Origin of the sequence: Sphingomonas carotinifaciens, assembly GCF_009789535.1 — a bacterium.
Classification (GTDB): domain Bacteria; phylum Pseudomonadota; class Alphaproteobacteria; order Sphingomonadales; family Sphingomonadaceae; genus Sphingomonas; species Sphingomonas carotinifaciens.
Genome location: NZ_WSUT01000007.1, coordinates 1 through 17,628, shown reverse-complemented (window position 1 = coordinate 17,628; position 17,628 = coordinate 1). Strand labels below are relative to the sequence as shown.

Genomic DNA, 17,628 nt, shown 5'->3' with positions numbered 1-17,628 from the left:
ACATCTTTGTCACCCCGGACTTGTTCGGAAGTCCACCATGCCGCGTTCGGTGTCGCTGGAGCTTCTTCCGCATCGCTCGCCGAGCAGTGAACCCTGGAACATGTCCAGGGTGACGGCAGAAGGGGGCGTCCGAGCGGGGCACCGCCCTTATACCGCCGCTCTCGCTCAGCCGGGCCGCACGATCGCCGGATAGCGTGCGATCACCGCCATCTGCGCGACCAGGCATGCGACGATCGGTGCGTAATACAACCAGCGCAGGCCGGACACGACCTCGGCGCCGCCCTTGCCCGGCGCATAGCCAATGCTGGCGAGGCCGAACGCCACCAGCGCACCGCCGACCGCCATGCCGATCTTGGTCGACAGGCTGATGCCCGAGGACAACAGTCCCTCGTTGCGGGTGCCGGTCAGCTGTTCGTGATATTCGATCGCCTCGGCTGCCATGGCGAAGATCGCGGTCATGGTGATGCTCAGCAGCACCGATCCCAGCAGGTAGAGCGTCAGGAAACCGGCGGTGGATCCTTCGACCAGCGGCAACGCGGCGAACAGCGGCAACGCCGCCAGCAGCGCGATTAGATTGCCGCGACGCATGCCCAGGTGCTTGAAATAGGGCGGGGCGATGACCGATCCGATCAGCAGCGTGCCTGATACCGCGGGCAGCAGGATCGAGATCATCCACGGTTTGCCGAGTACGTTGATCGCAAAGAATGGCGTGATCGCGAGCACGGCGCCGAAGCGGACGAAATTGAGCAGCGCGAACAGGAACACCGTGTTCCACGCCCGGTTGGCCAACATCGCGCGTACCTGCGGCCAGATCGCCTGTCGGCTCGGCGGTTCGACGGCATGGACTTGTTCGGGGCAGCGCAACAGGTTGAGCGTCGTCAGCGTGGTGACGAGGCCGAACAGCCCGCCAACGATCAGGAACCCGAGCCGCTGATCGCCACCACCCAATGCCCCTACCAGCGGCATGGTCGCCGCCGTCGCGACGATGACCGAGATCGCGGTGCCGGCGGCGCGCAAGCTGCCGAGCGTCAGTCGTTCCCCATTGCGGTTGGTCATCATCGGCAGCAGCGCGCCGTAGGGAATGTTGATCGCCGAAAACAGGATGCCGAGCGCGGCGAAGGTCGCGATCGCCCAGAGAAGCCGGCCATTTTCGCCCAGCGGCGGCATCCAGAAGGTCGCGGCGCACAACAGCCCGAACGGGACCGCACCCCATTTGAACCACGGCCGTGCGCGCCCACTGTGCCCACGTGTCCGGTCGACCAGTATCCCAATTACCGGATCGATCGCCGCATCGGCCAGTCGGGATACCAGCAGCAGCGTGCCGACTGCGGCCGCGGGCAACAGTGCGACATCGGTGTAGAAGAACAGCAGGAACGCGCCCACCATGTTCCACGACAGACCGAACCCGAAGTCGCCTAACCCATAAGCAAGCTTCGCCGACCCCCGGAGCGGCGGCAACTCGGCGGGAAGCGTGTCCCGTACCCCCACCATGACGTCAGACCCCCGGCGCGTTGCGGTGGCGGTCGGCAACGAACGGCCTTTCGATACAGGCGGCACGGTACATGGTCATTCACTCCGGGCGGCGCCGCTCCTGCGGCACCTGGCGGGATGTGCCCGCTAGCAGACTGGAATCAGAGCGCGCCTTCCTTCAGCATCGACACTGCCGTGGCACAGGCGCGCGCGGTCAGCGCCATGTAGGTCAGCGACGGGTTCTGGCAGGCCGAGGACGACATCTGTGCGCCGTCGGTGACGAACAGGTTGGCGACGTCATGCGCCTGGCTCCATTTGTTCAGCACGCTGGTTCGCGGATCATGCCCCATCCGCGCGCCGCCCATCTCATGGATCGCGGAGCCGCCGGGGCTGGGCTGGTCGAGACCCATGATGACATGGCCGCCGGCGGCGGTCAGCATAGCCGCAGCCTCCGCCTTGGCATCGGCCAGCGCGGCGCGTTCCTCGGCACCATGCTCGAACGCGATGCGCAGCGCGGACAGACCGATCGAGTCCTTCACGGTCGGGTCGAGCGTGATGCGGTTGGTCGCCCGCGGGATCGAATCGGCAAAGGCGACCAGCACCATCCGCCACGGACCCGGCTCGCGCAGCCCGTCCTTATAGTCGGTGCCGATGCCGGCATCGCGCTTGCCCCGCGTCCAGGCCGCACGGAACGCCCCACCCTGATAGGAAAAGCCGCGCGAATGCCCCTTGCCGTCGATCGTGTCGAGGTTGCGGAAGCGGGGTATGACCACGCCGGTCGGGCGATTGCCGAAATAGGTGTGCCCCTCGAACCCCGGCATGATCGCGATGCCGGCGACGGTCTGCGCATGGTCCATGATATGGGTGCCGAGCACGCCGCTCGAATTGCCGAGACCGTTCGGGTTGGCTTCGGTCGCCGATCGCAGCAGCACGCCGACGCTGTTGAACGAGCCCGCATTCAGGAACATGATCCGCGCCTTGGCGCGCTTGCGCTCGCCGCTCTTAGTATCGATGAAGCGGACGCCGGTCGCGCGGCCGGTGGCGGGATCATGCTCGATCGCCTCGACCGCGGTATCGGTGACGAGCGTCAGGTTGCCGGTCTTCTGCGCGGCCGGAAGCGTCGCGCTCTGCGTCGAGAAATAGGCTCCATAGGAACAACCGCGCGGACAGATCGACCGGTACTGGCATGCCGCGCGGCCCTGATCGGGCTTGGCCTCGGTCAGGTTCGCGTTGCGCCCGATCGTCAGCCGCCGCCCGGGCCAGCGTTCCGCAATCACCGACCGCATGTGCTCTTCGACCGGGTTCAGCGCCATCGGCGGCAGGAAGCGGCCGTCGGGGAGTTGTGGCAGCCCCTCTGCCATGCCCGCCACGCCGACGAACTCCTCGACCTTGTCGTACCAGGGAGCGATATCGACATAGCGGATCGGCCAGTCGGTGCCGTGCCCGTCGCGGCGATTGGCGTCGAAGTCATAATCCGACCAGCGATAGCATTGCCGCCCCCAGGACAGCGATCGTCCGCCCAGCCCATGGCTGCGCCACCAGTTGAACTGGGTATCGCCCTCGGTCGTGTACGGATTTTTGCGATCGTTGACGAACCGGTCCTGGGTGAATTCGGTGAAGTGGCGGTTCTTGCGCTGGACCGCATAGTCGGTCTCGTACAGCGCGGCGTCGCCCAGCCCCCGAAACTCCAAATCCCACGGTGCCTTGGTCTCGTTCACATAGCCCGCGCCATGCTCGATCATGGGGCCGCGTTCGAGCATCAGGACCTTCAGCCCGGCCTCGGTCAGCTCCTTGGCCGCCCAACCGCCGGTAATTCCCGACCCGACCACGATCGCATCGAACATCGTATCGCTCATCAGCTGAACTCCACCGCGGTCCAGTCGCTAGACCATGCGCGACTGCCGGGAACAAAGGGGAGGTCCGGTTCCCATTTTCCGGGGACCAGCTCATATTGCAGCTCGCGCGAGCCGCCGGTTTCGGAGGTGTAATAGGCGGTCAGGATCAGCGCCTTCAGCTTCTTCCACGGTGATTCGGTGGCATCCCGATCGGTCGGCGCAAAGGCTTCGGCATCGACGGCGCCCAGCGCCGCCTGCCGCCGCGCCGGTGCGGCGCGCAGGAAATCGCCCTGCGACCGCGTGTCGAGCTGCCATTCGAGCCAATCGAGATAATCGAGCGTCCCGTCACCCCGCAGATGCCGCGCAACCGTTGCCGGCAGCGCCGCGCCGGCCGCGGGCGCGCGCGTCCCGTCGAGGCCATGGGCAAGCGCGAGGATGACGAAATCATGCGCGCCGATATCGCCGGCCCCGGGCGTGGCGGTGCGCGGGATCACCACTTGCGCCGCTTCGCGCAATATCGCGCGTTGCCGGTCGGTCACCGCTTCGCCGGTGTCGGTCATCCGCACCGCCGCGACCGGGATCCCGACCACCAGTGCGAACAGCGCAGCCCCGACCAGAGTGTCGCGCCGGGTCCAGCCCTTCTCGGCCATGACGCCCTCATCCTTATTTACGCGCCGGCTAATGCGGCACTTATCAGAATTGTTATTCTGATTTGAACGTGGATGGGGGGCGTTGTCAAGCGGGCTGGCGGTTTCCCTTCGGCGCGGTCGCCAGATAGGCCGCGAGCATGTCGCCGAGGTCATTCTTCAACTGATTCCAGTCGCCTTCACCGGCGGCGTCGAGCGACGAACCGAACCCCAGATAGCGGGCGATCGCGGCATAGACGATGCGGAACCCGGCATCGGCGGCATGGCGCGGATTGGGGTGGCGTATCTCCCGTTCGCAGGTCAGCAACGCGTCGATCACCGCTTCGCTGGTCCGCGAATAGCTGCGCTTGCCGATCGATGCGATGACGGGATCGCCGCTCGCCCGCAGCATCAGCGGGCGCATCACCTCGGCATAGCGGCGCAGTACGTCGGCAATCGACTGGACCAGATCATGGACCTTGTCGATCAAGTCGCCGCCACGTTCCTGCACTCCCGCGATCGCCGCCAGCATGTCGGTATCGACTCGCTCCAGCACGCGCAGCTGCACGACATGGACCAGATCGTCCTTGCTATCGAACCGGCAGTAGATCGATCCGATCGAAACCTTCCCGTGCTTCGCCACCTCGTTCAGCGTGAATTCGTCGGAACCCCGCTGCGTCATCAGTTCCTCGGCGGTGGCCAGCATTCGCTCGAAGCTGGCCTTGCTGCGGCCCTGCTGCGGCACGCGCGCCTTCGCCATGATCGTTTCGATATCCATCGGCACCCCATTGACAGCCCCCGGATCGGAAGCATATCAGAATAGCAGTTCTAATTTCAGTTTAGTCCTCTCGGCAACGGGCGGCAACCGCGCACCGGGATAACCGGGCGCGAAAAGGGAGAGGTCGGATGCGTTTCTCGGTGTTCCTCAATGCACGTTCGATGGCGCCGGAGCAGGACCGCGCGCTCATCCACAACCTGACCAACCATGCCGAACGCGCTGCGGCGCTGGGCTTCGATGCCTTGTTCCTGCCGGACCATCATTTCAACGGATATATGCCGATCGCCAGCGACAGTTACATGTTCGCATCGTATTTGGCGGCCAAGTTCCCACACATGCATTTCGGCTTTTCGGTGACGTCGGTGCCGCTGCATCACCCGGTACGCTTCGTCGAACGGATCAACATCCTCGACCAGTTGACCGACGGCAAGCTGCTGGTCGGCGTCGGTTCGGGTACCACGCCCGAGGAGATGATCGGCTTCGGCGTAGACTATCGCGATGCCGGCGCGATCTCGGAAAAGAACTTGGCGCTCGCCGAGCAGCTCTGGGCCAAGACGATGAACGACCCGGCGGTCGAGATCGACAATGGTCCGCATCAGGGCCGCGTCCTGCAACGCATCGCGCCCGCCCCGTACAGCGAGGGGCATGCCCGGCTGATGCCGGTGGCGATGAAGGAATCGAGCGCACGACGTGCCGCCGAAAATGCTTGGCCGGCCTTCATCCCGGCTTTCACCCCGCCCAAGATCGGCGGGACCGAACCGATGACCCATGTTGCCAAATTCTTCGGCATCTATCGCACGATGCTGGAGGAGGCGGGGCATAGCGCCGACAAGATCGCCCGCGCGCTCGACTGGACGACGCACACCTATCAGCTCGTCCATGTCGCCGACAGCGACGAACAGGCCCGCGACGAGATGATGGCGATCCTGCGCGCGTATCAGGACGCGATCGAACGCGAGGCGGCATTCAATGCCCGCGCCGAATCCACCGACGCCAACAAGAAGACCGACCGGACGCCCAACGCGCTGACCGAAGACTGGATCGGGACATGGTGCCTGTACGGCTCGCCCGAAACGGTGGTTGAACATCTCAAGCCCTACGAGGAACTGGGCATCGGCAACATCCTGTGCGGCACGACCACCGGGCCGTTGACCGATGAACGGCTGCGGCTGGGCGACCAGACGCTCCGGCTGCTGTCGGAAAAGGTCATGCCCGCGTTCCGGAAGGCTTGAGGCGATGGCACGACACATCGTTGGAATCGGTGGCACCTTCCGCCCGCGATCGTCGAGCGAAATGCTCGTGCGGGCGGTGCTGACCGATTGCGAAGGGCTGGGCGCGCGGACGACGATGTTCGACGGCCCGGCACTCGCCGCATTGCCGCACTTCAATCCCGAACGGCCCGAGCGAACTTCTGAGCAGGCGGCATTCGTCGCCGCGCTGCGTGAGGCCGACGGGTTGGTGATCGGCACGCCCGGTTATCACGGTGGCGTGTCGGGTGTGGTCAAGAACGCGATCGACCTATTGGAGGATCTGCGCAGCGACGAACGCGTCTATTTCGACGGGATGCCGGTCGGGCTGATCGTATCGGCGGCGGGATGGCAGGCGGGCGGCGTCACGCTGGCTGCGCTACGCGGCATCGTCCATGCGATGCGGGGCTGGCCGACGCCGGCGGGCATCGCGATCAATTCGATCGCGCAAAAGCCGTTCGGCAGCGAAGGCGAACTGGCCGATACCGCCATCGCCGGACAGATTGCCGTCATGGCGCGTCAAATCATGGCATTCCGTCTGGAGCCGATCGCGTGACCGCGCTGGCCATTGCTGAACAGGCCAGCTTGACCGCCGGTGCATCGATGTGGCGCACCGTCGCCATTCCCGCCGCCGACATTCCTTCGCTGCATCTGAGCGACGGACCGATGGGTATCGCCAGCGGGCGCGTGGACGAACGCGATGTCGCCCGGTTGTCGCCTTGCGCCACCGCACTGGGGGCAAGCTTCGACCTGTCGCTGATCGAGCGGGTCGGGGCGTTGGTCGGCGGGGAGGCGGTGCGTTGCGGCGTCGACATGGTGCTCGCCCCCAACGTCAATCTGGCGCGCAGCCCGCTCGCCGGACGCGCGTTCGAATATTTTTCCGAAGACCCGCTGCTGACCGGTTTGGCCGGTGCGGCCTGGACGCGCGGACTGCAATCGACCGGGACCGGTGCCTGCGTGAAGCATCTGGTCTGCAACGACAGCGAAACCGATCGCGACCGGATGAATGCGATGGTCGGCGAACGCGCGCTGCGCGAAATCTACCTGTTACCTTTCGAACTGTGCGCGGCAGCAGGGGCGGGAGCGATGCTGACCGCCTATAACCGGGTCAACGGTAGCTGGTGCGCCGAACACGATCATATCTCGACAATCGTGAAGCAGGAATGGGGTTTTGATGGCCCGTTCATCAGCGACTGGTTCGGCACCCATTCGACCGCGGGCAGCCTGAACGGCGGCCTCGACTTAGAAATGCCGGGGCCGGCCCGGTTCGTCGGTGCGAAGGCGGTCGGCGCGGTCGAACGTGGCGAAGTATCCGCCGACCGGCTCGCGGACGCCGCCGATCGCGTGGCAAAAGCAGCCCGGCGCTGGTCGGGTGCCAAGACGCCGCCGATCGAGGATGCCGACGCCCTGCTGGTCGAGGCGGCGGCGGCCGGCATGGTCCTGCTGCGCAACGAAGGCGATTTGTTACCGCTGGTACCGGGACGACATGCCCGCATCGCGGTGATCGGCCCCAATGCCGCCTCGCCCTGCTATCAGGGTGGCACCTTTGCCAAGATCGCGCTGTCGCCCGATGCGGCGCGCCCGCTCGATGCGATTCGTGCGCGTTATGGCGATGCGACAATCGTCTATGAACCGGGTGTCGATCCGCAACCGCGCCTGCCATCGATGCCGGTCGCGCCGCTAGGTGGCACCGATCGCGGCATGACCGTCGACTATTTCGCCGACACCGACCTGACCGGCGATCCGATCTTTACCGAGGTCCGCGACACCAATTCGCTGGTGTGGTTCGTCGGCGTCCATGACGAAGGGGTGTTCGATCGGCCTGCCGGCGTGCGTGCCAGCGGCTGGTTCACCGCTGCGGCGGACGGTGCGCATTGTTTCTATGTTGGCGCGACCGGCGCGGTGAGGATGCGGGTCGATGGCCGCGTCGTCCACGACCATGCCGAACGCATGGCGGCGTCCGACGTCATGGGGTCGCTGAAGCGCGGCGATGCGGACAGTGTTGAGGTGCAACTGGTTGCTGGCCAGCGGGTGCTGGTCGAGGTCGAGTTCACCTATGACGGCGCGCGGGTGCATGGTCTGTGGTACGGCATCCGTACTCCCGACAGCGCGGCGGCGATGCTCGCACGTGCGGTCGATGCAGCAAAATCCGCCGACGCGGTGATCCTGATGGTCGGCGAAACCTCCGATTCGAGCGTCGAGAGTAAGGACCGCGCCGATACCGCGCTGGCGGCGGATCAGGTCGCGCTGATCGAGGCGGTCTGTGCCGCCAATCCGCATGTCGCGATCGTCGCCAATATCGGCCATGCCTTCGACGCAAGCTGGGGCGGACGCGCATCGGCGCTGCTCTCCGCCTGGTATCCGGGCGAGGGATATGGCCCGGCGCTGGCGGCCGTCCTGGCGGGCGACACCGAACCGGGCGGACGGTTGCCCGTAACGCTCGCACGCAGCGAAGGCGACTATCCGGCATTGGCGTTGCAGCCCGATGCGGCGGGCGACCTGCGGTACGACGACGACGTGCTGGTCGGCTATCGCGGACTGGTCTCGCGCGAATGCATGCCGCTCTACGCCTTCGGCGCGGGGCAGGGCTATGGCCGGTTCGAATGGATCGATGCGGTTGCCGATGGCGCAGACGTGCTGCTCACCCTGCGCAACGTCGGGACGCGGGCGGCCAGCGAGGTCGTGCAACTCTATCGCCACGATCCCGAATTCGCGCTGGTCGGTTTTGCGAAGGTCCGTTTGGCCGCCGGGGAAACCGCCGTGGTTCGTGTCGTGCCCGAACCACGCATGTTCCGCATCTGGCAGGGCGATCGCTGGCGGCGTCCCGACCCGAAGGCCCGTGTTTCGGTCGGTCCGGCGAGCGACCGGCTGCTGTTTTCGATGGAGATCGCCTTATGAGTAGGTTCGTCACCTCCGCCATCGTTGCGACAGCGCTGATCGCCGCTGCGGTGCCGGCGCGTCCGCGCGCATCGGAAACCGAGCGCAATCGCGCGATCGTGACGGCCTTTGCCGAACAATTCTACGGTCATCGCGATGTCGCGGGGGCGTTCGCGAAGTTCGTGGTGCCGGACTATATCCAGCACAATCCCGGCCTGCCCGACGGGCGGGAAGCTGCGGTCGCGGCGCTCGCGCCCAAATTTGCGATGCCCGGCGCGCGGTTCGACGTGAAGCGGATCATCGTCGATGGCGACCTCGCGGTGATCCACCTGCACGGGCGTACCGACCCGAACAATGCGGGCGGGGCAGTGGCCGATATCTACCGGCTCAAGGACGGCAAGATCGTTGAGCATTGGGACGTGATCCAGCCGATCCCGGCCAAGGCCGCCAACCCGCATCCGATGTTCTGACGATCGACGAAAATTAATCGACGCGAACGTCGATTCAGTCGCTTGACTTACCGGTTAAATAGAATAGCAATTCTAGTTCTGAACGAGGGGCGGATACGCCTCCGATATCATGGAGAGGGGACCGTATGACGACGATCCGCCGCATCGCCAGCATGGCGCTTGCTAGCACCGCCCTCGGGATGACCGTCCCGGCATGGGGGCAGACCGCCGAACCGACCGGGGCTACGCCGCCGACCAGCGCCAATGAAACGACAACGCCGCAGACCGGCGATGATCAGTTGGCCGATATCGTCGTGACCGCGACGAAGATTACGACCCGGTTGCAGGATACGCCGATCGCGATCCGTGCGGTCAGCGGCGCCGACCTGACCAAGGCAGCGGTCACCGACGTCAGCGGGCTGCAGCGCCTCGCCCCCGATCTCGGCATCACGCCCGACTCGGTCTTCACCAAGATCGCGATCCGCGGTGTTTCCAGCCAGGATATTTCGGAAAGCGCCGACCCGGCGCTGACCGTCTCGATCGACGGCGAATATGTGAATCGCCCGGTTGCGCTGAATGCGAACTTCTTCGATCTCGAACGGATCGAAGTGCTGCGCGGGCCGCAGGGTACGCTGTTCGGCCGCAACTCGACCGCCGGCGCGCTCAACATCGTCGCGGCCAAGCCGGTGCTCGGCAGCTTCGAAGGGTCGGCGACCGCCGGCTATGGCAACTACAACGCGATCTACGCGACCGGCGCCGTCAACGTTCCGCTCGGCAACGATGTTGCGATCCGCATCGCCGGGCTGCACAACGAACATGACGGCTATGTCGACAACGGCTCGCTGGCGGGCAAGGGTGACGATGCCAATGTCGATGCGGTGCGCGGCAGCATCCTGTTCGCTCCGGGTGCGCTCGAAGTGTATCTGGCGGGCGAATATGTCGATGTGAACCAGACGGGGCCGGTGCAATATGGCTTGGCGGTCAATACGGCGACGCCCGGCCTCACCGAGTTGCCGGCATCGGTCGCACCGCCCGCGACCTACCCGACGCTGGCGCAGCGACTGGTCCCGAGCTTCGTCGACCTGCCCCCGAACTTCGATCCCGCCAGCTTCCCCTTAGGCCGTCGCGGTAACTTCAAGAGCCAGCAATATGCGGTGCGCGGGCGCGTCGCCTATGATTTCGGGCCGGCGACGCTGACCTATATCGGCGGCTATCGCCACGTCGACAACCAGGTCATCCTGCCGCAGAACGGGTTCCTGCCCGAACAGTTCACCTTCTACAACGACCGCTACGACACCCGCACCCACAGCCATGAAGTCCGGCTGAACGGCGGCGCGCAGGGCAGCTTCGTCTGGCAGGTCGGCGGTTTCTACTTCCACGAAAACCAGATCATCGCGCGCGGTCTGTATCTGCCGCTCGCCAGTGCCTTCGCCAACTTCTTCTACCGTCCCTACGTGAAGTCGGAATCCAAGTCCGCCTTCGCCCAAGCAACCTATTGGCTGGTGCCCGATACGCTCAGCTTCACCGGCGGTGTGCGCTACACCGATGACAAGAAGAACGCCGAATATATCAACTACGGCTTCTTCCGCACCCAGAACATGGTTCGTCCGCCCTCGGACGGCAGCGGTGCCGGTGCCGTTCGCGCCTTCCCGAACTATGCCGAGGACAAGGTCACGTGGACGGCGGGTGTCGAGTACAAGCCGGCACGCGACAACCTGCTGTATGCGAAGGTCAGCACCGGGTTCAAAAGCGGCGGTTTCGACCTGGTCGGCGCGTTCAATGCCGAAAATCTGACGGCCTATGAAATCGGATCGAAAAACCGGTTCCTGAACAACACGCTCGAATTCAACGCATCGGCTTTCTATTATGATTATTCGGACCAGCAGGTGCAGGTCTATATCGACACCACGGTCGGCGCGCGGACGTTCAACGCGGGCAAGAGCCGGGTCTGGGGTATCGAAACCGACACCACCATCAAGCTGTCGCCGCGCGACCGGTTGAGCCTGATCGTCAACTATATTGATGCCCAGTTGCAGGAATTCGCCGGGATCCCGGCACCGACGCTGGCCAATCCGCCGGCAAACGTCCCGCGGCTGACGCTCGATCTGGCCGGCAACACCGCGCCGCAAGCCCCGAAGTGGACGATCGGCATCAACTATAACAAGTCGATCGACCTTGGCGGCGGCTATGAACTGGTCGCCAACGGATTCAGCCGGTTCAAGTCGGAATATTATCTGACGGCGTTCAATTATCGCGGCGACCGGGTCGAGGCATTCACCACGACCGATCTCAGCCTCGAACTGAACCTGCCGGGCGATATGCTCAGCATCCAAGGCTATGTCCGCAACGTCGAGAACAACCGGGTGAAGACCTATGCCGGCTTCACCGGCGGCGGCATCAACATCTACAACTGGAACTTCGGTCAGCCGCGCACCTACGGCGTGCAGGGCACCTTCCGCTTCTGATCCCCAACTGGGCCGGTGTCGCGAGCGCCGGCCCGTTTTCTGCTTCATGATGGAGACGAACATGGCCCGCGTGTCCGAAATCCGCTTCGTCGGCTATGCCGTTCCCGACCTGGCGGCCGAGCGCCGCTTCTATGCCGATGTCTGGGGCCTGACCGAAGTCCCCGCCGACGACGGCATGGCCTATTTCGCCGCCGAGGGCACCGACGAGAAGTATGTCGTCCGCTTGCGCGAGGACGCGACGCAGCGGATCGACGTCATCGGTTGGGCCGCCGAAACGCGCACCGATGTCGATGCGCTGTTCGAACAGGTCAAGGCCAATGACGGCAAGATCATCAGCGAGCCGCACGACCTCGACACGCTGGGCGGCGGCTATGGCTTCCGCTTCTTCGATCCCAACGGCTTCACGCTCCAGATTTCGGCCGATGTCGAGCGCGGCACCAAGCGCGAACTGGCCAAGGGCGAGGCGATCCCAGTCAAGATCAGCCATGTCGTCATGCACTCGCCCGACCACAAGGCGCTGGTCGCATGGTATGAAAAGGCGCTGGGCTTCCGCGTATCGGACTGGCTGGGCGACTTCATGTGCTTCCTGCGCTGCAACAGCTGGCACCACCGGCTGGCGTTCCTGCCGGGGCCGCCGTGCTTCAACCATGTCGCCTATGACGTGCTGACGATGGACGACATGATGCGCGGCGTCGGCCGGCTGAAGCGCAACGATGTCGACATCAAATGGGGGCCGGGCCGCCACACGGCAGGCAACAATACCTTCAGCTACTTCACCACGCCCAACAACAATGTCGTCGAATATACGTCCGAGCTGGAGGAGGTCGATGACGACCATCACCAGCATCAGGTCCATGTGCCCAAGCCGGACACGATGGACCAGTGGGGCAGCGGCTTCGGCGGACCCCAGACCATGCCCAAGCCATCGCCCGATGCCGGGCTGTGGCAGGCGGCGGTGGCGTAAGCACGATGGCGCTGTACGAACCCTTCCCGAACTACATCTGGAACCTGTCGGTCGCGATCGCGATGGAGAGCGGCGCACAGCTCGGTGAGATCATCGACATGTGCCAACCGCTCAAGGACGCGGCGGCCAAGGGTGCCGATGCCGGCACGCCGCGGTTCATGGCGGCATGGGCGGCGATGGGGGACAAGCTGATCGACCTCGCCGCCGAAGACGAGGCCAACGGGCGTGCCTTTTCGGCGTCGAACAAGCTGGAGCGGGCATCGCTCTACCTGTTCACCGCCGAGCGGATGCAGGGGCACGGTGCGCCGGGCCGCAAGGAAACCTATGCGCGCGCTCGGGAAGCGTTCGACCGGTCGACGGTGCTCGGGCAGCTGAACCGCGAGCGGGTCGAGATACCGCTGGCGACCGGCACGATGCCGGCACTCTACACCCGCGCACCGGGCGAGGGCGCCAAGCCCGTCGTCGTGTTCTGCAACGGGCTCGACAGCTGCAAGGAACTGCTGTTCTGGACGCGACTGCCGCACGAACTGGCGCGGCGCGGCATCTCGACGCTGTGCGTCGACCAGCCAGGGTCGGGCGAGGCGCTGCGGTTGCAGGACCTGCCCGTCGATCCGCACAGCGAACATTGGGCATCAAAGGCGGTCGACTGGCTCGAGCATCAGCCCGATGTCGACCCGGCTCGCATCGGCATGACCGGCATATCGTTGGGCGGTCATTTCGCACCACGCGCCGTCGCCTATGAACCGCGCTTCGCGAGCGGCGCAGTATGGGGCGCGAACCATAACTGGCGCGAGGTGCAGGACAAGCGCATGGCGCGCGAGGGCGAGAACCCGGTCCCGCATTACTGGAAGCACGCCCACTGGGCGTTCGGTGCCAACGGCCAAGACGACTTTCTGGCGAAGTCCGAGACGATGAACCTCAACGGTCACATGGACCGGATCATGGTTCCGTTCCTCGTCACCCACGGTGCCAACGACCGCCAGATCGGCGTCGCCTATGCCGACGACCTCTACGACCAACTCGTCAACTCGCCGCGCCGTGAAAAGATGATCTTCACCGCGCGCGAAGGCGGTGTCGAGCATGTCGGCGCCGACAACATGGCCTATGGCCGCGACCTGATCGCCGACTGGTTCGCCGAAACGCTGGGCGGGCACGCCGCATGACCCGCCGCATCCTCGACCTGTCGATCGCACTCGATCCAGACGTCGTCACCGACCCACCGTTCATGCGCCCGACCATCATCCGGCAAACCCATGCCGAGACGGTGGCGGAGGCGGCGATGTTCTTTCCCGGCATCACCGCCGACAACATGGCCGGGGGCGCAGGCTTCGCTGCCTCCGAGACGCTGACGCTCTCGACGCACAACGGAACGCACCTCGACGCGCCGTGGCATTATCATCCTACCATGGATGGCGGAAAGCCGGCGTTGACGATCGATGAGGTACCGCTCGACTGGTGCCTGCAACCCGGCGTGAAGCTCGACTTCCGGCACCTGCCCGATGGCCATGTCGTGACTGCGGCCGAGGTCGAGGCCGAACTGGCGCGGATCGGTCACACGTTGCGCCCGCTCGACATCGTGCTGGTCAACACGGCCGCCGGCGCAGCGCTCGGGCGGCCTGACTTTCTCGGCAAGGGTTGCGGCATGGGCTATGACGCGACCATGTACCTGACGTCGCGCGGCGTGCGGGTCACCGGCACCGATGCATGGAGCTGGGACGCACCGTTCAGCCATACCGCCGCGAAGGTCGCGGAGACCGGCGACTATTCGCTGGTATGGGAAGGGCACAAGGCCGGGCGTGACATCGGCTATTGCCACATGGAGAAGCTGACCAATCTCGACGCCTTGCCCGCGACCGGTTTCACCGTGTCGTGCCTGCCGGTCAAGGTGAAGCGCGGATCGGCGGGCTGGTGTCGCGCTGTCGCCATTTTTGAGGACGACCAGTGAGGCTCGCAACCAGGGCCAACGGTAGGCGTGACGGTGCGCTGATCGTCGTTTCGGGCGACGGCACCCGCTATCTGCCGACCGACGGGACGATGCAGTCGGCGCTCGACCAATGGCACCGCTGCGAGCAGGTGCTACGCGCGCTGGCCGTGCGCCTCGATGCGGGACAGGGCGAGCCGCTCGACCCGGAGACCCTGCTTGCTCCGCTGCCGCGTGCGTGGCAATGGCTCGACGGTTCGGCCTTTGCGACCCATGGCGAGCTGATGCAGCAGGCGTTCCGGCTGCCGCCGATCGAGACCGACCGGCCACTGATGTATCAGGGCATGTCGCACCGCTTTCTGTCGGGACACGCGGATGTCGCCTTGCCGAGCGAGGCGGACGGCATCGATTTCGAAGGCGAGTTCGCGATCGTCACCGACGATGTGCCCATGGGGTGCAGCGCGGACGACGCGCTGGGGCACATCCACCTGATCCTGCTGCTCAACGACTGGTCGCTGCGCGCGATCGCGCCGATCGAAATGAAGACCGGCTTCGGCTGGGTGCAGGCCAAGCCCGCCTGCTCGGTTGCGCCGTTTGCCGTCACTCCCGACGAGTTGGGCGACGCGTGGCGGGATGGCCGTGTCTGCCTGCCTCTGAGCGTGGAAGTGAACGGTACATGGTTCGGCAGCCCGCTAGGCGATGCGATGGCATATGGTTTCCACGAGCTGATTGCCCATGCCGCGCGCACCCGCGACCTGCCGGCGGGCACGATCATCGGGTCGGGCACGGTGTCCAACGCGAACCATGCGGAGGTCGGATCGACCTGCCTGTCCGAACGCCGTGCGATCGAGATGATCGAGCATGGCAGTCCGCAGACCCCGTTCCTGCGCTTTGGCGATCGGGTCGCGATGCATGCGGGCGATCGCTTCGGGCGGCTCGATCAGCAGGTGGTGCGAGGGTGACGATGGACCACGCCTTCCTTTCGAGCCCCGAGGAGATCATCGACGAGGCGCGCAACGGGCGGATGTTCATCCTCGTCGACGACGAGGACCGGGAGAACGAGGGCGACCTCGTCATCCCTGCGCAGATGGCGACGCCCGATGCGATCAACTTCATGGCCCGGCACGGACGCGGGCTGATCTGCCTCGCGATGACGAAGGCGCGGACGCAGCAGCTCGGCCTCGACCTGATGGCGCGCAACAACGGCACGCGGCACGAAACTGCCTTCACCGTCTCGATCGAAGCGCGCGAGGGGGTGACGACCGGTATCTCTGCCGCCGACCGCGCCCGCACCATTGCGGTGGCGATCGATGCGTCGAAGGAAGCATCGGAGATCGTGACGCCGGGCCACGTCTTCCCGCTGGTCGCGCGCGAAGGCGGCGTGCTGGTGCGTGCCGGCCATACCGAGGCGGCGGTGGACGTGTCGCGGCTCGCCGGCCTCAACCCCTCGGGCGTGATCTGCGAGATCATGAACGAGGACGGGACGATGGCGCGGATGGACGACCTCGTCGCCTTCGCGCAATTGCATGGCCTCAAGATCGGCACGATCCGCGACCTGATCGCCTATCGCCGCCGCCACGATCATCTGGTCGAGAAGCGTGCCGAGACCGTGTTCGAGAGCGAATGGGGCGGCGAGTGGCGCGCCATGTCGTTCTGGAACAAGGCGACGGGCAGCGAGCAGGTCGCGCTGGTCAAGGGGCTGATCGATCCGAGCAAGCCGACGCTGGTGCGGATGCATGCGCTCTCCCCGTTCGCCGACCTGTTCGGCGAAGGCGGCGACCGCGGCGGACTGCTCAAGCAATCGATGCGGATCATCGGTGAGGAAGGGGCAGGCGTCGTCGTCGTCATCAACCGTCCGCGCCCCGACGGCCTGACGCTCGCGATCCATGCCCGCAGCGGTGCGCCGGTGCCCGATATGGAGGAACTGCGCGACTATGGCGTCGGCGCGATGATCCTAAACGAACTGGGCGTCGAGGACATGGTGCTGCTCACCAACACCCATCACACGCTCGTCGGCCTCAATGGCTACGGCCTCAGGATCGTCGGCGAACGGCCGCTTCGGGAGGCCGCGTAACGAATTTCAACCTAACGCCACAAGGACGGATGATCCCGGGGCGGTCATTACGGGAGTAGGACGATGCGAACGAAGGATCAGAACGGCGCGCGCCAGTTCGATGACGCACGCTGTGCGGCGATGGCGATCAGTGCGCTTACCGCGCTCGTCGGATCATTCTGGATGGCCGGCATCCTGTTCTGATGTGCCAGCTATAGCGGCGGCCGCGCTATGGCGGCGCTTTCGCCACGAGGTTGCGACCACTTGGCCCGCGCCGGACGGGTTGGATATTTTCATATCCACAACCACCCATATCCCGCGGTCCGTGGCGGGCACGGCTCCGGTGCGTTTCATTCGTCGGTGCTGCCCTGTTTCGGCGACACTACGGGCAACCGATTGGCCAGGTCCTCGCCCAAGCGGTTCCACCTGTTCGAAGCCTATGTCCACACGGGCAACGGCATCGGGCCGATATGATTCACCGTGAGCGCGCAAGCGGCATTTTCCCGCCGCTGAACTTGATTATTGCACCGAACATTGTACGAACCACCGAACAAAATAGCGGGCACGGACTCGCCAGGCATACGGGTGCGGTGCGCACCACGGGGCCGTAGAATGGGAGAAGGTCCTATGTCTGCGGTATATGCACTATCCACCTGCATCGAATGGCAGTTCGTCGAAGCGGGCGACCTCGCCCAGCGGCTGCGTGCTGCGAAGGACGCAGGTTTCGACCTCGCCGAATTCCACCTGTGGCGCGACAAGCCGATCGAGGCGATGGCGGCGGTCCTGGACGAAACCGGCATGCGGCTGACCAGCCTGTGCGTCGATCCGCGCCGCTCGATCGTCGACCCGGCCGAGCGCGATGCGATGGTCACGGCGGTGCGCGAGACAATCGCGGCGACGGCCATCCTCGGCAAGCCGAACCTGATCGTAGCATCGGGTTTCC

At 65.2% G+C, this 17,628-nt stretch carries 15 protein-coding genes; 11 read left to right on the top strand and 4 right to left on the bottom strand.

Annotated features, from left to right (window positions below; genetic code table 11):
* Nucleotides 1-165 precede the first annotated feature (165 nt).
* The 4 genes from GQR91_RS18220 to GQR91_RS18205 all read right to left on the bottom strand — a co-directional run bounded on the left by GQR91_RS18220 (nucleotide 166) and on the right by GQR91_RS18205 (nucleotide 4,709).
* The gene (locus GQR91_RS18220; protein WP_149683062.1) at nucleotides 166-1,491 is read right to left on the bottom strand and encodes an MFS transporter; all 1,326 of its coding nucleotides are present in this window, start codon (nucleotides 1,489-1,491) and stop codon (nucleotides 166-168) included.
* Between the two features lie 140 nt (nucleotides 1,492-1,631).
* Nucleotides 1,632-3,326, bottom strand: coding sequence for a GMC oxidoreductase (locus tag GQR91_RS18215; RefSeq protein ID WP_149683061.1), 1,695 nt, complete (start codon nucleotides 3,324-3,326; stop codon nucleotides 1,632-1,634).
* Entirely contained in the window at nucleotides 3,326-3,955 is a 630-nt protein-coding gene (locus tag GQR91_RS18210) for a gluconate 2-dehydrogenase subunit 3 family protein (RefSeq protein ID WP_149683060.1), read from the bottom strand. Before GQR91_RS18210 ends, GQR91_RS18215 begins: the two co-directional genes overlap by 1 nt.
* Nucleotides 3,956-4,040: 85 nt before the next feature.
* On the bottom strand, nucleotides 4,041-4,709 hold the full coding sequence (locus GQR91_RS18205) for a TetR/AcrR family transcriptional regulator (protein ID WP_149683059.1): 669 nt from the start codon (nucleotides 4,707-4,709) through the stop codon (nucleotides 4,041-4,043).
* 128 nt (nucleotides 4,710-4,837) lie between these two features.
* Between GQR91_RS18205 and GQR91_RS18200 the strand changes: the two genes are divergently transcribed.
* The 11 genes from GQR91_RS18200 to GQR91_RS18150 form a co-directional block, all read left to right on the top strand.
* Entirely contained in the window at nucleotides 4,838-5,941 is a 1,104-nt protein-coding gene (locus GQR91_RS18200; protein ID WP_149683058.1) for an LLM class flavin-dependent oxidoreductase, read from the top strand.
* A gap of 4 nt (nucleotides 5,942-5,945) precedes the next feature.
* Complete coding sequence (locus tag GQR91_RS18195) at nucleotides 5,946-6,512, top strand: NADPH-dependent FMN reductase (RefSeq protein ID WP_149683057.1); 567 nt, start codon at nucleotides 5,946-5,948, stop codon at nucleotides 6,510-6,512.
* On the top strand, nucleotides 6,509-8,854 hold the full coding sequence (locus tag GQR91_RS18190; RefSeq protein WP_149683056.1) for a beta-glucosidase: 2,346 nt from the start codon (nucleotides 6,509-6,511) through the stop codon (nucleotides 8,852-8,854). Before GQR91_RS18195 ends, GQR91_RS18190 begins: the two co-directional genes overlap by 4 nt.
* Nucleotides 8,851-9,303 carry a nuclear transport factor 2 family protein gene (locus GQR91_RS18185; protein WP_149683055.1) on the top strand — a complete coding sequence of 151 codons (453 nt, stop codon included), beginning with the start codon at nucleotides 8,851-8,853 and terminating at the stop codon, nucleotides 9,301-9,303. The genes GQR91_RS18190 and GQR91_RS18185 overlap by 4 nt, the downstream gene beginning before the upstream one ends.
* A gap of 125 nt (nucleotides 9,304-9,428) precedes the next feature.
* Nucleotides 9,429-11,747, top strand: coding sequence for a TonB-dependent receptor (locus tag GQR91_RS18180; protein WP_149683054.1), 2,319 nt, complete (start codon nucleotides 9,429-9,431; stop codon nucleotides 11,745-11,747).
* A gap of 61 nt (nucleotides 11,748-11,808) precedes the next feature.
* Nucleotides 11,809-12,711: a VOC family protein gene (locus GQR91_RS18175; protein WP_149683053.1), complete on the top strand. Its 903-nt coding sequence runs from the start codon at nucleotides 11,809-11,811 to the stop codon at nucleotides 12,709-12,711.
* Between the two features lie 5 nt (nucleotides 12,712-12,716).
* Nucleotides 12,717-13,874 carry an alpha/beta hydrolase family protein gene (locus GQR91_RS18170; protein WP_149683052.1) on the top strand — a complete coding sequence of 386 codons (1,158 nt, stop codon included), beginning with the start codon at nucleotides 12,717-12,719 and terminating at the stop codon, nucleotides 13,872-13,874.
* Nucleotides 13,871-14,656, top strand: a complete 786-nt coding sequence (locus GQR91_RS18165) for a cyclase family protein (protein ID WP_149683051.1) — start codon at nucleotides 13,871-13,873, stop codon at nucleotides 14,654-14,656. The genes GQR91_RS18170 and GQR91_RS18165 overlap by 4 nt, the downstream gene beginning before the upstream one ends.
* On the top strand, nucleotides 14,653-15,594 hold the full coding sequence (locus GQR91_RS18160; protein ID WP_149683050.1) for a fumarylacetoacetate hydrolase family protein: 942 nt from the start codon (nucleotides 14,653-14,655) through the stop codon (nucleotides 15,592-15,594). The genes GQR91_RS18165 and GQR91_RS18160 overlap by 4 nt, the downstream gene beginning before the upstream one ends.
* 2 nt (nucleotides 15,595-15,596) lie before the next feature.
* Entirely contained in the window at nucleotides 15,597-16,706 is a 1,110-nt protein-coding gene (gene ribB, locus GQR91_RS18155) for a 3,4-dihydroxy-2-butanone-4-phosphate synthase (protein WP_149683049.1), read from the top strand.
* Between the two features lie 606 nt (nucleotides 16,707-17,312).
* Nucleotides 17,313-17,628, top strand: a 316-nt coding sequence (locus GQR91_RS18150) for a sugar phosphate isomerase/epimerase family protein (protein WP_164727771.1), incomplete at its 3' end; no start/stop codon positions are given.